General features: G+C 70.1%; 18 protein-coding genes. 9 read left to right on the plus strand and 9 right to left on the minus strand.

Annotated features, from left to right (window positions below; all coding sequences use genetic code 11):
* Positions 1-15 precede the first annotated feature (15 nt).
* The 6 genes from IG98_RS0135695 to IG98_RS0135720 are packed head-to-tail and all read right to left on the minus strand — an operon-like array spanning position 16 to position 7216.
* On the minus strand, positions 16-1215 hold the full coding sequence (locus tag IG98_RS0135695; RefSeq protein WP_051753374.1) for an acyl-CoA dehydrogenase family protein: 1200 nt from the start codon (positions 1213-1215) through the stop codon (positions 16-18).
* Positions 1209-3017, minus strand: a complete 1809-nt coding sequence (locus tag IG98_RS53810; RefSeq protein ID WP_030922784.1) for a dipeptide ABC transporter ATP-binding protein — start codon at positions 3015-3017, stop codon at positions 1209-1211. The genes IG98_RS0135695 and IG98_RS53810 overlap by 7 nt, the downstream gene beginning before the upstream one ends.
* The gene (locus IG98_RS0135705; protein ID WP_245651857.1) at positions 3014-3964 is read right to left on the minus strand and encodes an ABC transporter permease; all 951 of its coding nucleotides are present in this window, start codon (positions 3962-3964) and stop codon (positions 3014-3016) included. Before IG98_RS0135705 ends, IG98_RS53810 begins: the two co-directional genes overlap by 4 nt.
* A gap of 11 nt (positions 3965-3975) precedes the next feature.
* The gene (locus IG98_RS0135710) at positions 3976-4923 is read right to left on the minus strand and encodes an ABC transporter permease (RefSeq protein WP_030922789.1); all 948 of its coding nucleotides are present in this window, start codon (positions 4921-4923) and stop codon (positions 3976-3978) included.
* A 2-nt stretch (positions 4924-4925) separates the two neighbouring features.
* Positions 4926-6584: an ABC transporter substrate-binding protein gene (locus tag IG98_RS0135715; protein WP_051753375.1), complete on the minus strand. Its 1659-nt coding sequence runs from the start codon at positions 6582-6584 to the stop codon at positions 4926-4928.
* A gap of 59 nt (positions 6585-6643) precedes the next feature.
* Positions 6644-7216, minus strand: coding sequence for an NAD(P)H-dependent oxidoreductase (locus IG98_RS0135720; protein ID WP_030922793.1), 573 nt, complete (start codon positions 7214-7216; stop codon positions 6644-6646).
* On the opposite strand from IG98_RS0135720, the gene IG98_RS54465 reads away from it, so the two are divergent.
* On the plus strand, positions 7215-7349 hold the full coding sequence (locus IG98_RS54465; protein WP_281178581.1) for a hypothetical protein: 135 nt from the start codon (positions 7215-7217) through the stop codon (positions 7347-7349). The two genes, IG98_RS0135720 and IG98_RS54465, sit on opposite strands and share 2 nt — an antisense overlap.
* Before the next feature lie 426 nt (positions 7350-7775).
* Positions 7776-9080 carry a WD40 repeat domain-containing protein gene (locus IG98_RS0135730; RefSeq protein WP_051753376.1) on the plus strand — a complete coding sequence of 435 codons (1305 nt, stop codon included), beginning with the start codon at positions 7776-7778 and terminating at the stop codon, positions 9078-9080.
* A gap of 255 nt (positions 9081-9335) precedes the next feature.
* On the opposite strand, the gene IG98_RS52110 is transcribed toward IG98_RS0135730, so the two are convergent.
* Complete coding sequence (locus tag IG98_RS52110; protein ID WP_245651866.1) at positions 9336-9806, minus strand: ATP-binding protein; 471 nt, start codon at positions 9804-9806, stop codon at positions 9336-9338.
* A gap of 180 nt (positions 9807-9986) precedes the next feature.
* Between IG98_RS52110 and IG98_RS0135740 the strand changes: the two genes are divergently transcribed.
* Both IG98_RS0135740 and IG98_RS0135745 read left to right on the plus strand, forming a co-directional pair.
* Positions 9987-10817, plus strand: coding sequence for a helix-turn-helix domain-containing protein (locus tag IG98_RS0135740; RefSeq protein WP_030922800.1), 831 nt, complete (start codon positions 9987-9989; stop codon positions 10815-10817).
* The gene (locus IG98_RS0135745) at positions 10808-11017 is read left to right on the plus strand and encodes a DUF397 domain-containing protein (protein ID WP_030922802.1); all 210 of its coding nucleotides are present in this window, start codon (positions 10808-10810) and stop codon (positions 11015-11017) included. The genes IG98_RS0135740 and IG98_RS0135745 overlap by 10 nt, the downstream gene beginning before the upstream one ends.
* Here IG98_RS0135745 and IG98_RS0135750 read toward each other — a convergent pair.
* Entirely contained in the window at positions 10995-11939 is a 945-nt protein-coding gene (locus IG98_RS0135750; protein ID WP_030922804.1) for an EamA family transporter, read from the minus strand. The two genes, IG98_RS0135745 and IG98_RS0135750, sit on opposite strands and share 23 nt — an antisense overlap.
* Positions 11940-11978: 39 nt before the next feature.
* On the opposite strand from IG98_RS0135750, the gene IG98_RS0135755 reads away from it, so the two are divergent.
* Entirely contained in the window at positions 11979-12593 is a 615-nt protein-coding gene (locus tag IG98_RS0135755) for a MarR family winged helix-turn-helix transcriptional regulator (protein WP_245651858.1), read from the plus strand.
* On the opposite strand, the gene lysA is transcribed toward IG98_RS0135755, so the two are convergent.
* Positions 12581-13864 carry a diaminopimelate decarboxylase gene (gene lysA, locus IG98_RS0135760; protein WP_030922809.1) on the minus strand — a complete coding sequence of 428 codons (1284 nt, stop codon included), beginning with the start codon at positions 13862-13864 and terminating at the stop codon, positions 12581-12583. The genes IG98_RS0135755 and lysA overlap by 13 nt on opposite strands.
* Positions 13865-14008: 144 nt before the next feature.
* On the opposite strand from lysA, the gene IG98_RS0135765 reads away from it, so the two are divergent.
* Genes IG98_RS0135765 through IG98_RS0135780 form a run of 4 tightly spaced genes read left to right on the plus strand, consistent with a single transcriptional unit; the run spans position 14009 to position 18169 of the window.
* Positions 14009-14893: an ABC transporter substrate-binding protein gene (locus tag IG98_RS0135765; protein ID WP_030922812.1), complete on the plus strand. Its 885-nt coding sequence runs from the start codon at positions 14009-14011 to the stop codon at positions 14891-14893.
* Complete coding sequence (locus IG98_RS0135770) at positions 14890-15804, plus strand: amino acid ABC transporter permease (protein WP_037972160.1); 915 nt, start codon at positions 14890-14892, stop codon at positions 15802-15804. Before IG98_RS0135765 ends, IG98_RS0135770 begins: the two co-directional genes overlap by 4 nt.
* Positions 15804-16568, plus strand: a complete 765-nt coding sequence (locus IG98_RS0135775) for an amino acid ABC transporter ATP-binding protein (protein WP_030922817.1) — start codon at positions 15804-15806, stop codon at positions 16566-16568. Before IG98_RS0135770 ends, IG98_RS0135775 begins: the two co-directional genes overlap by 1 nt.
* Positions 16565-18169 (plus strand): N-acyl-D-amino-acid deacylase family protein, encoded by a 1605-nt coding sequence (locus tag IG98_RS0135780; RefSeq protein WP_030922820.1) that lies wholly within the window; start codon positions 16565-16567, stop codon positions 18167-18169. Before IG98_RS0135775 ends, IG98_RS0135780 begins: the two co-directional genes overlap by 4 nt.
* The last annotated feature ends 33 nt before the right edge of the window (positions 18170-18202 follow it).

Below are 18202 nucleotides of genomic sequence, written 5' to 3' on the forward strand. Positions count from 1 at the left end.
GGAGGGCGGAGGATGTCAAGTCCAGGTGCCTTTCTCGTTCAGTCCGAGGGCTGCGCGGCCGACGGCGTCGATCACGACGTCCTCGTTGGGCGGGTTGAACAGGGCGACGCGCAGGTCACGGAAGTGGCGTCCCAGCGGGGAGGCGTTCCAGACGGAGGCTCCGCCGACCAGGCGGCAGGCGTGATCGACGGCGTCCGAGGCGTGCCGGTGGACCAGGAGCTTGGTGGCGGTGGCCTGGACGACGTCGGCGGGTTCCGGGACGCCCTCGCACCGGCGTACGGCGTCCTCCAGCAGCAGACGCGCCTGGAGCAGGGCCAGCTCGATGCGCGCGGCGTGCTCCTGGGTGCGGGGTTGCTCGGCGCGGCTGCCCGGACGGCCGTCGCCTCGGGGACCGGTGGCGAACACGAGGGCCACCTCGCGGGCCGCCTCGGCGATGCCCAGGTGGATCGAGGCCAGCAGCAGCGCCCACCAGGCGCCGAAGGTACGGGTGATCTCCGGGGCCACCTCGGGGTCGTACGCCTCCGCGACGGCGTCCGCGGGGACGGTGACGCCGTCGAGGATGACGTCGTGCGAGGCCGAACCGCGCATGCCGAAGGTGTCCCAGGTCGGCTCGATCCGCACCCCGTCCGCATCGGCCGGGACGACGAAGGTGCGCGCCACGGGCTCGGCGGCGGTGTCGTCGTCGCCGTCGTTGTCCACCGTGGCCGACACCAGCAGGTGATCCAGGGCGATGCTGCCGGTGACGTAGCGCTTGTGACCGCTCAGCAGCCACGACCCGTCGTCCCCGCGAGTGGCACGGGTCTGGACGGCGCCGCCCCTGCTGGGGGCGCCGCTCAGCCGCTCGCTGCTGGCGAAGTTGACCAGGCCGTCGGTGGCGGCGAGGGTACGGCCCAGCTCGGCGGCTCCCCGGCCGGGGACCTGTGGCGAGAGCAGGCGCGTGCCGTGGATGTAGTGCATGGTGAGGACCAGCGCGGCCGAGGCGTCGGCGGCGGCGAGGGTCCGGATCACCCGGCTGGCCTGGGGCAGGGCGGCACCCCCGCCTCCATACGCGGCCGGGATGACGAAGGAGGGCAGGCCCGCCGCCCTGAGGTCGGCGAAGGTCTCCGCGTGTGGCCGGTCCTCCCCCGCGACCCGGGCGGAGATCGCCGGGACCAGTTCCCGCAGCGCGGCGAGGACCTGCCGTTCGGTACGCGCGCCGGTCAGCGGGCTCACCATCGGAGGCTCGTGTCCGCGCCGTGGTTCAGCCGTCCGGGTACCGCCATGAGAAGTTCCTTCGTGTAGGAGTGGTGCGGGTTGTCGAAGACGCGCTCGGCCGGACCGCTCTCGACCACCGAGCCGGAGCGCAGGATCGTGACCTCGTGCGCGATCTGGCGGACGACCGCCAGATCGTGGGAGATGAACAGGTAGCTCAGCCCCAGCCGCGCCTGCAGTTCGACGAGCAGCCGCAGGATCTGGTCCTGTACGGAGACGTCCAGTGCCGAGACCGGCTCATCGAGGACCATCAGCTCGGGGCGGAGCACCAGCGCCCTGGCGATGGCCACCCTTTGCCGCTGACCGCCGGACAGCTCGGTGGCGTGCCGGTCGAGAACCGACGAGGGCAGGGCGACCTGGTCGACGAGCTCGGCGACCCTGCGGCGCCGGGCGGCGCGGTCCCCCTCACCGAACGCGTCCAGTGGCTCGTCGATGAGCGCCGAGACCGAGAGCCTCGGATCCAGGGAGGCGAACGGGTTCTGGTAGACGGGCTGGAAGCGCCGCCGCAGCGGACGCAGTTTCCCGCGGGTGGCCGTGGTGATGTCCACGCCGTCGAACAGGACCCGCCCCCGGGTGGGGGCCTCCAGCCGCAGCGCCATCCGCGCGGTGGTGGACTTGCCGGAACCCGACTCGCCCACCAGGCCGACCGTGCGGCCCCGGCCGACGACGAGGTCCACGTCGCTGACGGCGACGGTCACCGAGGCGGCGCGCTTGAACTCCTTGGTGACACCCCGAAGCTCCAGCAGCGGCGCCGGTACGGTTCCGCTTTCCGGCGTCTTCTCCGTGTCGGTCTCCGGACGCGGACGCGATTCCAGGTGTGGTACCTCCGGGTTCGGCCCGGCCTCGGGACGTGATCGCGGCTCCGGGCGCGGCTCCGGGTTCGGCCCAGCCTCCAGAGGCGACTCCGGGGCCGCTTCCGCCTCGGGGCGCGGTGACGAGGTGGCGATCAGCGTCGGCCCGGTCAGGGTGGGGACCGCGCCGAGCAGGCGGCGGGTGTAGGCGTGCCGGGGGTCGCCGAGAATCCGCTCGGTCGGCCCCTGCTCCACGAGGAGGCCCTCCCGCATGACCACGATCCGGTCCGCCCGGTCGGCGGCCACCCCCAGATCGTGCGTGATCAGCAGCACGGCGGTGCCGTTCGCCGAGGTCAGGCGCTGGATGTGGTCCAGGATGCGGCGCTGGACGGTGACGTCGAGCGCGCTGGTCGGCTCGTCGGCGATGACCAGCCGGGGTGCGCAGGCCAGCGCGATGCCGATCAGCACCCGCTGGCGCATGCCGCCCGACAGTTCGTGCGGGTAGCGACGGGCGTAGTCGGCGGGGTCCGGCAGCCCGGCCTCCTCCAGGATCTTCTCGACCAGCCCCCGGACGTTCCTGCGGGTGGCCCGGCCGTGCAGCAGCAGCACGTCGGCCACCTGGTGCCCGATGCGCCGTACCGGGTTGAGCGCGACCGCCGGGTCCTGGGGGATGAAGCCGATCTCGGCGCCGCGCAGGTGGCGCATCGCGCGGTCCGGCCAGCCGGTGATGTCCTGTCCGCCGAAGTGGACCCGTCCCGCGCTGATCCGTCCGGTGGCGGGTAGCAGCCCGTTGACGGCGTGCGCGGTGGAGGACTTGCCCGAGCCGGACTCGCCCACCAGTGCCACCGTCTCCCCCCGGTCCACCCGCAGGCTGACGCCGCGTACCGCGTCCGTCTCGTGCCGGTCACCACCGCGCCGGGCAGGCCCGTACCCGACCCGCAGGTCGGTCAGGCGCAGCAGGGGCTGTGTACTCAACGGTCGTCTCCCCTGCCGGTGTCCAGGGCGCGGGCGACCCGGTTGGTCGCCAGCATGGTCGCCACGATCACCGCACCGGGCAGGGTGGTCAGCCACCAGGCGCTCACCAGGTAGTTGCGCCCCTCGGAGACCAGTGACCCCCACTCGGGAGCGGGCGGCGGCGCGCCGAAGCCGAGGAAGCTCAGCGAGGAGACCGCCAGGATGGCCGTGCCGAACTCCAGGGCGGCCATCACCAGCACCGAGCCCACGGCGTGCGGCAGCACATGGCGGATGAGGGATCTCCACCGGCCGACCCCCAGTGCCTCGGCCGCCTCGACGAACACCTGGGTGCGGGCGCGCAGCACGTCGGCCCGCATCACCCGGGCGAAACCGGCCACCGCCGCCACGCCGACCGCGACCGCCACGTTCAGCGTGCCGAAACCCAGCACGGTGACCACCGCCAGCGAGAGCAGCAGTCCCGGAATCGACAGCAGCACGTCGACGCAGCGCATGACGGCGTCGTCGAACCGGCCGCCCACGTACCCCGAGAGCAGGCCCAGGGACGACCCGACGAGGAATCCGACCAGCACCGCCAGGGCGGTCGCGGTCAGCGAGAGCGAGGCCCCGTGCACGACCCGGGAGAACAGGTCGCGCCCGAGATGGTCGGTGCCGAACCAGTAGGTGCCGTTCGGGGGCAGCAGCTTGTCCTTCGGCGAGCCGACCAGCGGGTCGAAGGGGGCGAAGATCCCGGGTGTGAGCGCCCAGGTCAGCACCAGCGCCAGGAACAGCGCGGAGAGCACCAGTCCGGGGCGCCGCGCGACCGCGCGTGCCCCGCCGGTGCCACGGCGCGACCGGTCGAGGCCGAGATCGGGACCGGAACCGGGGCCCACCGGGACACTCGGCGTCCCAGGGCCGGATGGCTCGTGCGGTGCGGGACCGCCGGGCAGGGTGGTGGCGGGATCGGACACGCTCAACTCCTTCACGTGACCGCTCGCGACGGCCGGATGCGCGGATCGAGCAGCGGGTAGACGGCGTCGACCACCAGGTTCACCACCACGAAGACGAGGGCCGACAGCACGACCAGGCCCTGGATCATCGGGATGTCCTGCGCGGCGACGGCCTGCTCGACCAGGCGGCCCACCCCCAGCCGGGAGAAGACCGTCTCGACCACGATCGCCCCGGCCAGCATGTTGCCGACCGTCATGCCGACCAGGGTGAGGCTCGGCAGGCTCGCGTGACGCAGCACGTCGACGAAGAGGATGCGCAGCCTGGAGGCGCCCTTGGCGGTGGCCGTGACCACGAACGCCTCGTCCCAGGTCTGGCGGAGGCTCTTGATCAGGACCTGGGCGATGATCGCCGCGGTGGGCAGGGCCAGCGTCACCGCGGGCAGCACCAGCGAGGCGAGGCCCCGGTTGCCGATCGCGGGAAACCAGCCGAGCCGGAACGAGAAGACCTGCAGCAGGAGCAGCCCCGCCCAGAACGACGGGATCGACACCAGCAGCGGGGGCAGCGACAGCAGCAGCCGCCGCAGCCGTCCCCCGCGCAGATAGCCGGTGAGCAGGGCCAGGCTCCCACCGAGCAGCACGGCGATGACGAAGGCCAGCGCGGCCAGGCCCGCGGTCTCCGGCAGCGCCTGGCCGATCAGCTCGGTGACCGGCAGCCGCTGGGGAATGGAGGTTCCGAAGTCGCCCTGGACGAACCGCCACAGCGCGATGCCGTACTGGACGTAGAACGGCTCGTCGACGTGGTACTCGGCGCGCAGCGCGGCCACCGCCCCGGGATCGAGCTCGCCCATGGATCCGGTGGAGGCGAGCATGATCTCCACCGGGTCGCTGGGCAGCAGGTAGAGGATCACGAAGCCGGCGGTGAAGGCCGCCCAGAGCACGAAGGCGCCCTGGGCCGCGCGGCGCAGCAGGTAGCGGGTCATGGTCAGCCGGCCAGCCAGGTGTCGTGGAAGAAGTGCGCGGCGTAGGTGTCCAGGCCGTAGCCCTTGACCCGCGGGGAGACCGCGACGACCTTGGTCTGCTCGCGCAGCGGGATCCAGTGGCCGTGGTCGATGACGTACTTCTGCAGGTCGTCCGCGGCCTTCGTGCGGGCCTCGGGGGTGGCCGCCTCGTTCAGCGCGTCGGCGACGGCCTCCAGCTCGGGCTGCTCGGCGTTGAGCAGCGCGGAGTTGCTCTTCTTGAACAGTCCGGCGAGGAAGTCGATGTCCTTGCTCGCGCCCGAGCCGGTGAGGAAGTCGTAGTCGGCCTTGGAGATGTCCTTGAGCATCGCGGCGTTGTCGGCGGGGGTGTTGGCCTTGATCTCGACCTTCACCCCGATCCTGGCGAGCTGCTGCTGGGCGAGCTCCAGTTCCTGCTGGGTGGCGCCGAAGAAGTTGCCGATGATGTAGGTGATCTTCGGCTCCAGGCGTACGCCGTCCTTCTCCCGGACCCCGTCGGCGCCCGGCTTCCAGCCCGCCTCGTCAAGGATCTTCTTGGCGCCCTCGGGGTCGTAGGCGAGGTCTGTGCCGAAGTCCTTCCAGCCGGCGGTGCCGGAGGAGACGATGCTGGTCGGGGCCTTGTAGATCTCCGGGTAGAGGGTCTCGGTGATCTCCTTGCGGTCGGTGCCCTTGAGGATGGCCCGCCTGACCGCGTCGTCGGAGCCCAGCGGGCTGTACGGGTTGGGGCGCATGCCCGGGACCAGGTTGGGCACCACCCGCGAGACGATCGTCTGCCCGGCCGAGCGGAGCTGCGGCAGGTCGGTGATCGGGATGTCGTCGCTGATGTCGAACTGGCCGCTGACCAGGCCGCCGACCCGCACCCCCGACTCGGGCACCGCCTCGAAGACGATGCCCTCCAGGTACGACGGCCCCTGGTGCGCCACCACGCCCTCGGCACCCCACCTGTAGTCCGCGCGGCGCTTGAGGGTGACGGACTTGTCCTTGACGATCTGGTCGAAGACGAAGGGGCCGGTGCCGACCAGCTTGCCCGCGCAGCGCTCCTCGGTGGTCGTGGCCAGCGTGGCGGCCGACAGGATCGCCAGGTAGGGGTCGCTGGCGTTGCGCAGGAAGCCCAGTTCCGGCAGTTTGAAGTTCAGCGTGACGGTCAGGGGGTCGACCACCTCGGCTCCGGAGAAACTGTTGAGCGCGTTCAGTGTCAGGGTGTCGGTCTTGCCCTCGCCGACCAGCTTGGCGAGCGTGGTGAAGTTGTCGGCGACCACCTTGGCGTCCAGGGGGGTGCCGTCGCTGAAAGTCACGCCCTCGCGCAGGTGGAAGGTGAAGACGGTGTAGTCGTCGTTCACCTCCCACTTGGTGGCCAGCCGAGGGATGATCTCGCCCGTCTTCGGGTCCTGGTCGGTGAGGGTGTCCAGGATCTGGTGGGTGACCGTGCTGTTGCGTCCGCCGGTGAGCGAGACGTCCAGGCACGGCTGGAAGCTGGAGACCGCGATGGTCAGGTTGCCGCCCTGCACCGGCGCGCCGGTGTCGGCGCCGCTCGCGCCCGCGGTGGCCTCGCCGCCCGAGGAGCAGCCGGCGGCCAGCAGCGCGAGCGCGGCCCCTGCGGCTGCCGCCCGGACGGGGGAGGTCGAGAACAACGGATATCCGAACATGAGAAACCCTTGTCAAAAGGACGACCTGGAAAGGTCGTTGAAGGAGAGAAAGACCGAGGTCAGAACAGTGACCGGTCAAAGGACCGACCGGAGGTCTGGTCGGGGATCAGGGCGAGGGCCTGGGCGAACCGGTGGCAGGCCGCCGCGACGCGGGATTCGCTCGCGTCGGTCAGGCTGACCCCGCAGGAGTGCCGGACGATGTCGGTGTCGAGCACGAACGCCCCCGGCCCCACCTGCGAACAGCCCAGCGCGCTCAGCACCGGCCACAACGTGTGGTCGACGGCCGGCAGGCGCGCCCGGCTGCCGCCGTTGACCAGCGGCAGCGCGACCTTGCCCGCGAGCGCGCCCGGCGGCAGCACGTCCAGGAACGTCTTGAGCAGCCCCGAATAGGACGCCTGGAAGATCGGGGTGGCCACCACGACCCCGTCCGCCTGCTCGATCAACTCGGCCGCGGAACGGATCTGCGGATCGGCGGAGTCCCCGGCGATCAGCGCCGCGGGCGGCAGGTCCGCCGGGCTGATCAGCACCGTGGTGTGGCCCTCCAACTCCAGCCGCTCGGCGATGTTCTCGACGAGGGCCGCGGTGGCGGAACCCGGGGTCGGGCCGCCGATGACTGCTACGACAAGGGCCATGCGAAAGATCTCCTACGGCGTGCTCGCCAGACGGATGGAGAAAGAGACGGGGTGCCCCCGCGACGTCGCGGTCAGGGCGGGTGAGGACGGCTGTGACCGGCGCTTCACGACAGACCCACGGGGCCGTCGTTGACGCTCGGTGATGGGTGGCCTCAGCGACAGATGGCGCCGTCGGTCCGTACGAAGTCGACGAACAGGCAGCGCACCAGAATGATTTCCGGCACGCGACGCCTGTTGTACGTGGTCAGTGCCGCGAACATAAAAACCATACTTCCATACCGGTTTAGTAGGTTTCAAGTCGTAACCCGAGCCCGATCCCTCGACGCTCGTGACGGAACGTGTCCACGACGGCCTCGCCCCACCGCCGAACGCCCCGCATGGACGCCCTCCTGGGAGCGACCACCTGTCCCGAACCCACCCGGGTCGCCGACCGACCGCGGCGCGGACAGAGCCTGTCCCCACCCTGGTGGGCGCCCCGCGGAACGGCCCGGGTTGACACCTCGGCAGGTGACGGAAAGACTCCCCGCCGGGGAGAGTGTGATCTTAAGGAAAGTCCACGATGTCACTACGCCAGTCATGGACGACGGACCATGACCCGCTGTGCCTGGGGTACTCGCCGGGTGACAACCTGGCTCTGCCCATTGAGGAACTCAACCTCACGATCCGTGCGTACAACTGCCTCAAACGGGCGGACATCCATACCTGCGGCGAACTGGTCGCCCTCAGCGAACGGAATCTGCTGGCCATCAAGGGCCTCGGCTCCGGGCTGGCCGAGGAAACCAAGCAGAGGCTCGCCGACATCGGCCTGTCCCTGCGAGCCGCCCTGCCCGACGGCGTCCGGGAGCACTCCGCCTTCGTCCGGCGCGACTCCCGGGCGTCCGTCTGCTCGGTGGCCTTCCACCCTGGCGGCCGCCTGCTGGCCACCGCCGGTTGGGACGACACGGCGCAGTTGTGGGACACCAGCACCGGCCGGCCTGTCGGCGCCCCCTTGTCCGGCCACACCGACACCGCGCCCCTCCGGCCTGACAGCGACCACACGCGGCTGTGGGACACCACCGCCAAGCGCACAGCACGGCTGTGGGACACCACCACCGGCCGGCCCGTCGGTGTTCCACTCACCGGCCACACCGAGCCGGTCCACACGCTGGCCTTCCACCCCGACGGCCACCTGCTGGCCACCGCCGGTGCGGACGACACGGCACGGCTATGGGACACCACCACCGGCCGGCCCGTCGGCACCCCGCTGGCAGGCCACATCAGATCTGTCTGGTCGGTGGCCTTCCATCCTGAGGGCCACCTGCTGGCCACCGCGGGCTGGGATTACGGGGTACGGCTGTGGGAGGTCTCCACCTGCAGGCTCATCGCCCTGTTCACCGGCCACACCGACACCGTCTGGTCGGCGGCCTTCCGCCCCGACGGCCACTACCTGGCCACCGCGAGCGAGGACGGCACCGTACGGCTTTGGGACGCCACCGGCCAGACCGTCGCCCTGTTCAATCACACCAAGCCGGTCCACACGCTGGCCTTCCACCCCGACGGCCACCTGCTGGCCACAGCGGGCGAGGACGGCACCGTACTGCTGTGGGACACCACCACCGGAAAGCCCGCCGGCGCCCCGCTGGCCGGCCACACCGACTACATCTGGTCGGTGGCCTTCCATCCCGGGGGCCACCTGCTGGCCGCCGGGGGCGCCGATCACACGGCGCGGCTGTGGGACACCGCCACCGGCCGGCCCCTCGCCGTATTCAGCGGCCACCTTGGACCCGTCGCCTCGGTGGCCTTCCACCCCGACGGCCACCTGCTGGCCACCGCGGGCCACGACAGCGCGACACGACTATGGGACATCTCAGCGCCACATCCGTGACCTGTCAGAGCGGAGAGTCGAAACGCACCAGGCCCTGCCTGGCGGATTGCCGTGGCGAGGATCGGTCAGGCGGTGCCTCGACCGCAGCGGGGACAGGGCCTGGAAAGAACCTCACAGCCACACCTCGCCCGGCGTGGAGGCGGCGGCCCCGCCGATTCAGGTTCGGGGCTGCTCTTCCCAAGGAAGACGTACACACCGCGCCTGTCCAGGACCGGGTTTTGAGCGCATTCCTTGCTTGAAGAAAATCACCGAATGCTACGACTCCGGCTGGACGGTGGGAATGGCATACGTATCCGTGGGAATTTCATCGGAGCCTGAGGGATTCGCCGGGATCGCACACCATACCGTCCGACCGCCGGCCCCGAAGTCACGAATGCCCCAGTTTCCTGATGAAAGCTGGTTGACAATGAAAAGCCCTCGTCCGTCTTCCGCATTCGTGGATTGATTCTCCCGTATGTGTGGTTTGCTGGACTCGGAACCGGGGTCGGTGACCTCTATCTGGACGAAGTCGTCGACCACCTTCAGGACGACCATGACCAGGTCCCCCACCGGTCCGGACTCCGAGTGTTCGACGGCGTTCGTGGTGATCTCGGAGACGGCCAGTCGCACCTGCTCGTAGGCCGGATGATCGGTGCCGAGAAGATCGAGCACCATCTCTCGTGCGCGCGAAACCGATTCGGCTTCTCTCCGCAGGAAGATCTCCGCTGACTTTCTGATCGGCTGCATCACGACGCCCTTTCCGCTAACCCGCAGATCCGCCCTTCGGACTTTCTCGCCATACATCCCGGAGACTGCCCGATGCCATTCCGAGATTCCAAAAAAAAGGCTACGCTCGGTAGTAACCCCGGACTCACGGTCACTACACAGATATATGTGGAGGGCCGTGTGTTGATGAAAGGAAGGGAAATGTCCATCTCCCCGAGCATTAGCCCCACAGTCTCCCCAAAGGAATATTTCGCCGCAGAGCTCCGCAAATACCGCAAGCAAGCGGGGCTCAGCCAGAAGGAGCTGGCGGACCTCATCGGCTGGTCGACCAGCCTGGTCAGCATGGTCGAGCTCGGACATCGAAAGGCGCCCCGGGAGATGGCCCAGAAGATCGACGAGGTCCTGGAACTCGGCTCCGCCCTCACAGACCTGTGGGACCTGCTCAACCACGTGGGCAGCCACCTACCCGACTGGTTCAGATCCTGGATCGAGATCGAGCGGGAAGCCGAGTTCTTCCGGACCTGGCATCCTCTCGTCGTTCCCGGCCTGCTGCAGACCCGCGACTACGCCGAAGCCATGCTGCGGGGCGAGCCCCGCATCACCGCCGAGCAACTGGAGGAATACGTGTCGGCCCGAATGGACCGCCAGACCATCCTCAACCGGCCGACCCCTCCCATGCTGTGGGCGGTCATCGACGAGGGCGTTCTGCTCCGCCCCATCGGTGAAGACGGCGTGATGGCGGCGCAGCTCCGGCACCTCGTCGAGATGGGCGAGCGTCCCGACATCGCGATCCAGATCCTCCCTCTCGAAGCCCGTACGACGACAGGCATCAACGGAGGGTTCGTCATCGCGCAGGCACACAGGGGTGTGCTCAACGCGGCCTACGTCGAGTCCGCCAGTGCGGGTCAGGTAACCGATCGACCCGACGAGGTCGCCGCCCTAGCATTGAGATACGAGGCGATCCGCGTCGAAGCACTGTCCCAGCGCGAGTCGCTGAAGCTGATCAAGGAGACGATCAAGCAATGGACCTGAACCGGGAACTGGCAGCGGCGACGTGGACCAAGTCCACCCGATCGGGGAGCAACGGCGGCGAATGCGTCGAGGTCGCCAAGCTGTCCGGCGGACGCCACGCCGTCCGCGACAGCAAGAACACCACCGGCCCCGCCCTCATCTTCACCGCCCCCGAATGGACCACCTTCATCAACGGCATCAGGAACGGCGACTTCGACTGACCTCGCGGAAGGCCCGACGCCGGGCAGGTCCCGCCGGCCTTGCCCGGCCTCGTCGCCGCCCGATCGCGACGAGACGGGCCGCGACGGGCTGCCCGAGGAGGATGCCGACGAGGGTCAGCGCCAGCCCGCAGAACTGTTGCGCGGTGAGCACCTCTCCGGCGATCGTCGTGCCGAGCAGCACCCCGGTCACCGGGTTCAGCAACCCGACGAGTCCCACCGTTCCCGCCGACAGGTGCCGCAGTCCGGCGAACCAGGCGACGAAGGCGAGAGCCGTCGCGATGACGCTGAGATAACCGAACCCGAGGATCTCGGGTCCGTCCAGGCTCGGCGGCGAGCCCTCCAGCGCGACGGCGAAGGGCAGCAGGACGACGCCCCCGGCGATGAGCTGCCACGAGGTCGACGACAGCACGTCGACCTCGGCGCTCCACCTCTTGGCCAGCACGAAGCCGAACGACGACATCACCATGGCCGCGACGGACGCGAGCACGCCCAGGGGGTCGACGGCGGCCGCGCCGGTGAACAGCATGAGGCAGACACCCGCGATGCCGATGCCGGCTCCGGCCAGGTGCAGGACCTTCGGGTGCTCCGAGAGCAGTGACCAGGCCAGCAGCATCATCACGACGGGCGACGTCGCCATGATCGTCGAGGCGACGCTCGTCGGAAGCAGCTGGGCCGCCAGGTAGACGAGCGCGAAGAACGCGCTCATGTTGATGGTGCCGAGGAGCAGGGATTTCCACCACCACGCCCCCCGGGGAAGCTTCCTGCCGATGAGGAGAAGCAGCAGTCCCGCGGGCAGCGCCCTGATGACCGCCCCGTACAGGGGGTAGCCGGGCGGGAGGAACTGGTGGGTGACGAAGTAGGTCGTCCCCCACGCGATCGGCGCCATCGCCGTGACCAATGCCCAGCGAAAATTAACTTCCATGGAAGGCAATATAGCTTCCTTGGAAGCTATACTCCAGACATGAGCGAACCTCTGGATCATGTAGCCCGCATCCAGCAGGAATGGGCTCGCGAGCGGCCGGACCTGGACGTGAGCCCGCAGGGTGTGATCGGGCGCCTGCACCGCCTGGCCGGACACCTCACCGAACAGCTCTGTGTCGTCTACCGGCGATACGGGCTCGGGGAGGGAGAGTTCGACGTCCTCGCCACCCTGCGACGCGGCGGCGCGCCGTTCGAGCGCGCCCCCGGAGAGCTGGCCGCCTTCACCATGGTCACCACCGGTGCGATGACCAAGCGCGTCGACCGGCTCGAACGTGACGGGCTCGTCACCCGCCGCCCGAGCGAGAGCGACGGCCGCGGCCGGGTGGTCGCGCTCACCCCCGCGGGCAGGGAACTGATCGACCGGGCGTTCGCCGAGCACATGCGCAATGAGCGCCGGCTCCTCGACGAGCTGACCCCCGAAGAGGCCGCGCAGCTCGAATCACTCCTCGCCACCTGGCTGGCCCGCTTCGAAACGCCTCTCCGGACGGACGAGAGCGGGCCCCCGCTCGAAGAGCGAGGGCCCGGTCGTGGTCCGAGTCGGTCAGGCGGAGCGGTGGACACGGCAGGTGGCGCCCGGCCCCGTCAACGCAGGTAGAGGCGGAGCAGGTCCTCCTCGGTCTCCCGGCGCACGATCGCCCTGGCGACCCCGTCGCGGACGGCGACCACCGGGGGCCGCGTCACATGGTTGTAGTTGCTCGCCATCGACCGCTGGTAGGCCCCCGAGGCGGGGATCGCCAGCAGGTCGCCGGGCCGTACGTCGGCGGGCAGCGGAAGGTCCCGGACGAGCACGTCACCGCTCTCGCAGTGCTTGCCGACCACGGTGACCTTACGCGGGGGGGCGTCCGAGGAGCGGGAGGCCAGGAGCGCGGTGTAGGCGGCGCCGTACATGGCGGGGCGCGGGTTGTCGCTCATCCCGCCGTCCACGCTGACGTAGGTGTTGACGCCGGGGATCTCCTTGACCGTGCCCACCTCGTAGAGGGCGACGGCGGTGGGTCCGGCGATCGAGCGGCCCGGCTCGACGGCGAGCCGGACCTGGGCGGGTACGGCCTCACGCAGCGCCGCGACCACCTCGGCCGGACGCGGCGGGACCGGGTCGCCGGGCCGGTAGACGATGCCCAGGCCGCCACCGAGGTCAAGCTTGGGGATCGTCACGCCGTGCTCAAGCTCGCAGGCCAGCAGGAAGTCGGCCATCCGGCGGGCGGCCAGGGTGAAGCCGCCCAGATCGGTGATCTGCGAGCCGATGTGGGAGTGCAGCCCGGTCAGCTCCAGTGAGGTGGTGGCCAGGACCCGGCGGACCGCCTCGGCCGCCAGTCCGGCGCTGAGCGAGAACCCGAACTTCGAGTCGTCGCCCCCGGTGGCGATGAACTCGTGGGTGTGCGCCTCCACCCCGGGGGTGACCCGGATCATCATGCGCTGGCGTATCCCCGCCTCGTCCGCGAGGGCGGCCAGGCGCTCGATCTCGGTGAAGGAGTCCACGACCACGCAGCCGACGCCCCAGGTGACGGCACGGCGCAGCTCGGCGACCGACTTGTTGTTGCCGTGGAAGACCACCCGCGCGGGGTCCATGCCCCCGGCCAGGGCCACGGCCAGCTCGCCCCCGGTGCACACGTCGAGACAGAGCCCGGCCGTGTCCAGCCAGCGCACCACCTCGGGGCAGAGGAAGGCCTTGCCGCCGTAGTGCACCTCTCCGTCGGGAAGCGCCTCCCGCCACTCGGCGCAGCGGCCCTGGAACTCCTCCTCGTCGAGGACGTAGGCGGGCGTGCCGAACTCGGCGGCGAGTTCCCGCACGCCGATCCCGCCGAGGCGGAGTTCCCCGCCGGTCCATGCCGCAGTGCGCGGCCAGCCGTTCTCCATCACCAGGGTCATGGTGTCGAAGGTAGAGACTCGCGGCTTTTGTCCGGTCTTAGCGGCGAAGTTTTCGATGCTAAGACTCGCAAGCATTCATGTGTGTTGGGGCTGTTACCTCCCGTCGACACCATAAACTCAGCTATTCGCAAACTGGGAGGTTCCGTGACAAAGCGCCTGTATTCGGTCATTGCTGTCGCGCTGGCGGTATCGGCATTCGCCGGCGGTTGCGGGCGCTCGTCGTCGGGAACCGACGCCGGCGCGGGCGCCACCTCGGCGGCCGGCAAAACCGCCAAGGAGCTGGTGCCCGAAGCCGTCCGTGAGAAGGGCGAGCTCCGGATGGCGACCTCGGAGGGCTACCCGCCGATGGAGATGTACAAGCCGGGCACCCAGCAGCTCACCGGCGTCGACCCGGACCTCGCCGAGGCCATCGCGGCCAAGCTCGGCCTGAAGGCCAAGGTGACCAACGCCGCCTTCGACGGCCTGATCCCGGGTCTGCAGGCAGGCAACTGGGACGTGGTGATGTCCTCGATGAGCGACACCGAGGAGCGCCGCGCGGCCGTCGACTTCGTCGACTACTTCAACGCCGGCGGGGCCATCATGGTCAAGAAGGGCAACCCCGAGGGCATCAAGACCCTTGAGGACCTGTGCGGTCGTACCGTCGTGCTGGCCAAGGGCAGCTCGAACCTCGCGATCGGGCAACGGCAGGACGAGAAGTGCGCCAAGAAGATGCAGATCATGCAGAGTGAGGACGCGCCGACCGGCCTGCTGAGCATCGACTCCGGCCGCGCGGTCGCCACCATCGTCGACTCCCCCGTCGCGGCGATGTACGCCAAGGAGACCGGTAAGTACGAGGTGCTGTCCGAGCAGTACGACGCCGGCCCCTGGGGCATCGCGATCGACAAGCGCAACACCGCGCTGCGCGACGCCGTGGCCAAGGCCATGCAGGAGCTGACCGCCGACGGCGGCTACCGGGCGATCCTGGAGAAGTACGGCGTCGCGAGCAACGCCGTGCCCGAGGTGATGGTCAACACCAAGCCATGGAAATGACCGGAACAGCCTCGGACACCGAGGATCCGCACCTGCCGATCGACGCGCTCAGCCCGCCCCGGCCCGGCCGGTGGATCATGGCGGCGGTCGCCGGGCTCATCCTGGTCTGGCTGGCCTACACGATCATCGTCAACGAGAACCTGCACTGGGACGTCATCGCCGCGTACCTGATGGACGGCAGGATCCTCGGCGGCCTGTGGGTCACGATCCAGCTCACCGTGCTGTCGATGGTGATCGGCCTGGCGCTGGGCGTCCTCGCCGCGGTGATGCAGCTGTCCGGCAGCCCCGTGCTGCGGGGCGCCTCCGCGCTCTACACCTGGTTCTTCCGCGGCACCCCGCTGCTGGTACAGCTCATCTTCTGGTTCAACATCGGGCTGGTCTTCCCCTCCTTCGGCATCGGCCTGCCGTTCGACGGCCCCAAGCTGATCGAGTGGCAGGCCAACGAGCTGATCACGCCCTTCACCGCGGCCCTGCTCGGTCTGGCGATCAACGAGGGCGCCTACATGGCCGAGATCGTCCGGGCGGGCATCCGCTCGGTGGACCCCGGCCAGCGTGAGGCGGCCGAGGCGCTCGGCATGTCACACCGGCAGGTGCTTCGCCGGGTGGTGCTTCCCCAGGCGATGCGGGTGATCATCCCGCCCACCGGCAACCAGTTCATCTCGATGCTCAAGACCACCTCGATGGTCTCGGTCATCGCCGGGGCCGAACTGCTGACCGTCTCCCAGCGCATCTACCTCGGCAACTTCGAGGTGATCGCGCTGCTCATCGTGGCCTCCATCTGGTACATCGTGCTCACCACCATCGCCAGCGTCGGCCAGCACTTCATCGAGAAGCGGTTCGAGCGCGGCCACCACGCCCTGCAGGTCAGGGTCCGCCGCAACCTGCGGCCGTTCAGCAGGGGGAACGTCTGATGGCCGAGCCCATGGTGAGCATCCGCTCGGTGCGCAAGCGCTTCGGCTCCGTCGAGGTGCTCAAGGGCATCAGCCTGGATGTGCCCGTAGGCGGCGTGGTCTGCGTCGTCGGCCCGTCCGGGTCCGGCAAGTCAACACTGCTGCGCTGCGTCAACCGGCTGGAGACCATCGACTCCGGCCGTATCCGGGTGGACGGCGACCTGATCGGCTACGCCGAACAGGGCGACCGGCTCCACCACCTGAGCCCCGCCCGGCTCTGCCGCCAGCGACAGGACATCGGCATGGTGTTCCAGCGCTTCCACCTCTTCCCGCACCGCACGGCGCTGGAGAACGTCATGGAGGGCCAGGTGGTCGTCAAGGGCGTCTCCAAGAGGGACGCCAGGAGCAGGGCACTGGAACTGCTGGAACGGGTGGGCCTGGCGGACCGCGCGGACCACTATCCCGCCCAGCTCTCCGGCGGCCAGCAGCAGCGCGTGGCGATCGCCCGCAGCCTGGCCATGGACCCCAAGCTCATGCTCTTCGACGAACCGACCAGCGCGCTCGACCCCGAACTGGTCCAGGAGGTGCTCGCGGTCATGCGGGATCTGGCCGCCAGCGGGATGACGATGATGGTCGTGACCCACGAGATGAACTTCGCCCGCGAGGTCGGCGACAGCCTGATCTTCATCGACGGCGGGGTGATCGTCGAGCAGGGCCACCCCCGCGACGTGCTCGCCAACCCGCGCCACGAACGCTTCCGCGCCTTCCTCGGGCAGGTCCTGTGACCCAATTCGACCTGCTGCTCCGGGGCGGCCTGGTGGTCGACGGTACGGCGGCCCCCGATGCCGCCCGCCCCGCCGACGTCGGCGTCCTCGCCGGTCGCCTCACGGTGCTGCCCCCGGGAACCCCGGCCGGCTCCCGCCACACCGAGGACGTGACCGGCCTCGTCGTCGCACCCGGTTTCATCGACGTGCACACCCACTCCGACGGCGTCACCCTGATCGACGGGGAACCGGGCGGCGACCTGACCTGGGCCGCCGTCCTACAGGGGGTCACCACGGAGATCTGCGGCAACTGCGGCTCCAGCCTCTTTCCCGCCCTGCCGGAACGGCTGGCCGCGATGCGCGCGGAGAGCCGGGTCTACTTCGGCGGCGACGTCGGGATGTACGAGGGCTTCGCCGAGTTCGCCGCCGCGCATGCGGCCGTACCCCGAGCCAACCATCTCACCTCCCTCGTCGGGCACGGCACGCTCCGCGCCGGAGTGATCGGCCCCGTCGATCGGGCCGCCACCCCCGGCGAGCTGGAGACCATGTGCGCGCTGCTCGACCGGGCGCTCTCGGCGGGCGCGGCCGGGCTCTCCAGCGGGCTCATCTACACCCCCGGCACCTACGCGAGCACCGACGAGGTCGTCGCGCTGGCCGCCGTCGCGGCCGGGCACGGCAAGCCGTACGTCACCCACCTGCGCGATGAGATGTCACGCGTGGAGGAGGCTCTGGAGGAGGCCGTCGAGATCGCGCGCAGGAGCGGTGCCCCGCTGCACATCTCCCACCACAAGACGGCGGGCAAGTACGCCTGGGGACGCACCGAGCGCACCCTGCCCAGAATCGCCGGGCTGCGGGCCGAGGGCATGGACGTGACCTGCGACGTCTATCCCTACACCGCGGGAAGCACGGCGCTGGGCGCGATGCTCCCGCCCTGGGCCTCGGACGGCGGGGTGTCCGCGCTGATGGCGCGGCTGGCCGACGCCGGCCAACGCGATCGGATGCGCCGGGCCATCGCCGAGGGCGTCCCCGGCTGGGAGAACACCGTCGGCAACGGCGGCTGGCACCGCATCTCGATCGCCTGCGCGCCACGCCACCCCGAGACGGAGGGGCACACGATCGCCGAGCTGGCCGCCGCCCGCGGCCAGGACCCCCTCGACGTGGCCGCCGCCCTGCTCGTCGCCGAGCGGGGCGAGGTCACGATCATCAGCCACTCCATGGTCGAGGACGATGTACGGCGGGTGCTGGCCGCGCCGTACTCGATGATCGGCTCCGACGGCGTGCCCAAGCCCGGCGGCCGTCCCCACCCGCGCTGGGCGGGGACGTTCCCCCGCGTGCTCGGGCACTACACCCGGGAGCTGGGACTGCTCGGCCTGGAGACGGCGGTGCACAAGATGACCGGCATGGCCGCGGCCAGGTTCGGGCTGACGGGGCGCGGCGTGATCAGTGACGGCGCCCACGCCGACCTGGTCGTCTTCGACCCCGGCTCGATCGCCGACGGCGCCACCTTCGCCGCGCCACTGGTCCCGCCGACGGGGGTCCACTCGGTGATCGTCGCCGGCGAGAGCGTGGTCCGCGACGGTGCCGTGACCGGCGCCCGGCCGGGGACGGTGCTGGCCACGTGATCGACGGTGACGGTGACCTTGGAAGGATGGGGC

It is taken from the genome of Streptosporangium amethystogenes (assembly GCF_000721075.1).
Taxonomy (GTDB): Bacteria; Actinomycetota; Actinomycetes; order Streptosporangiales; family Streptosporangiaceae; genus Streptosporangium; species Streptosporangium amethystogenes.

What these genes read in the sequence shown, in the direction of transcription:
- IG98_RS0135715 (WP_051753375.1), bottom strand. Translation starts at nt 6,584, where the DNA reads ATGTTCGGATATCCGTTGTTCTCGACCTCCCCCGTCCGGGCGGCAGCC.
- IG98_RS0135710 (WP_030922789.1), bottom strand. Translation starts at nt 4,923, where the DNA reads ATGACCCGCTACCTGCTGCGCCGCGCGGCCCAGGGCGCCTTCGTGCTC.
- IG98_RS0135775 (WP_030922817.1), top strand. Translation starts at nt 15,804, where the DNA reads ATGGCCGAGCCCATGGTGAGCATCCGCTCGGTGCGCAAGCGCTTCGGC.
- IG98_RS0135755 (WP_245651858.1), top strand. Translation starts at nt 11,979, where the DNA reads ATGAGCGAACCTCTGGATCATGTAGCCCGCATCCAGCAGGAATGGGCT.
- IG98_RS0135770 (WP_037972160.1), top strand. Translation starts at nt 14,890, where the DNA reads ATGACCGGAACAGCCTCGGACACCGAGGATCCGCACCTGCCGATCGAC.
- IG98_RS0135730 (WP_051753376.1), top strand. Translation starts at nt 7,776, where the DNA reads ATGTCACTACGCCAGTCATGGACGACGGACCATGACCCGCTGTGCCTG.
- IG98_RS0135720 (WP_030922793.1), bottom strand. Translation starts at nt 7,216, where the DNA reads ATGGCCCTTGTCGTAGCAGTCATCGGCGGCCCGACCCCGGGTTCCGCC.
- IG98_RS0135745 (WP_030922802.1), top strand. Translation starts at nt 10,808, where the DNA reads ATGGACCTGAACCGGGAACTGGCAGCGGCGACGTGGACCAAGTCCACC.
- IG98_RS54465 (WP_281178581.1), top strand. Translation starts at nt 7,215, where the DNA reads ATGCGAAAGATCTCCTACGGCGTGCTCGCCAGACGGATGGAGAAAGAG.
- lysA (WP_030922809.1), bottom strand. Translation starts at nt 13,864, where the DNA reads ATGACCCTGGTGATGGAGAACGGCTGGCCGCGCACTGCGGCATGGACC.
- IG98_RS0135695 (WP_051753374.1), bottom strand. Translation starts at nt 1,215, where the DNA reads ATGGTGAGCCCGCTGACCGGCGCGCGTACCGAACGGCAGGTCCTCGCC.
- IG98_RS52110 (WP_245651866.1), bottom strand. Translation starts at nt 9,806, where the DNA reads ATGCAGCCGATCAGAAAGTCAGCGGAGATCTTCCTGCGGAGAGAAGCC.
- IG98_RS0135740 (WP_030922800.1), top strand. Translation starts at nt 9,987, where the DNA reads ATGTCCATCTCCCCGAGCATTAGCCCCACAGTCTCCCCAAAGGAATAT.
- IG98_RS0135750 (WP_030922804.1), bottom strand. Translation starts at nt 11,939, where the DNA reads ATGGAAGTTAATTTTCGCTGGGCATTGGTCACGGCGATGGCGCCGATC.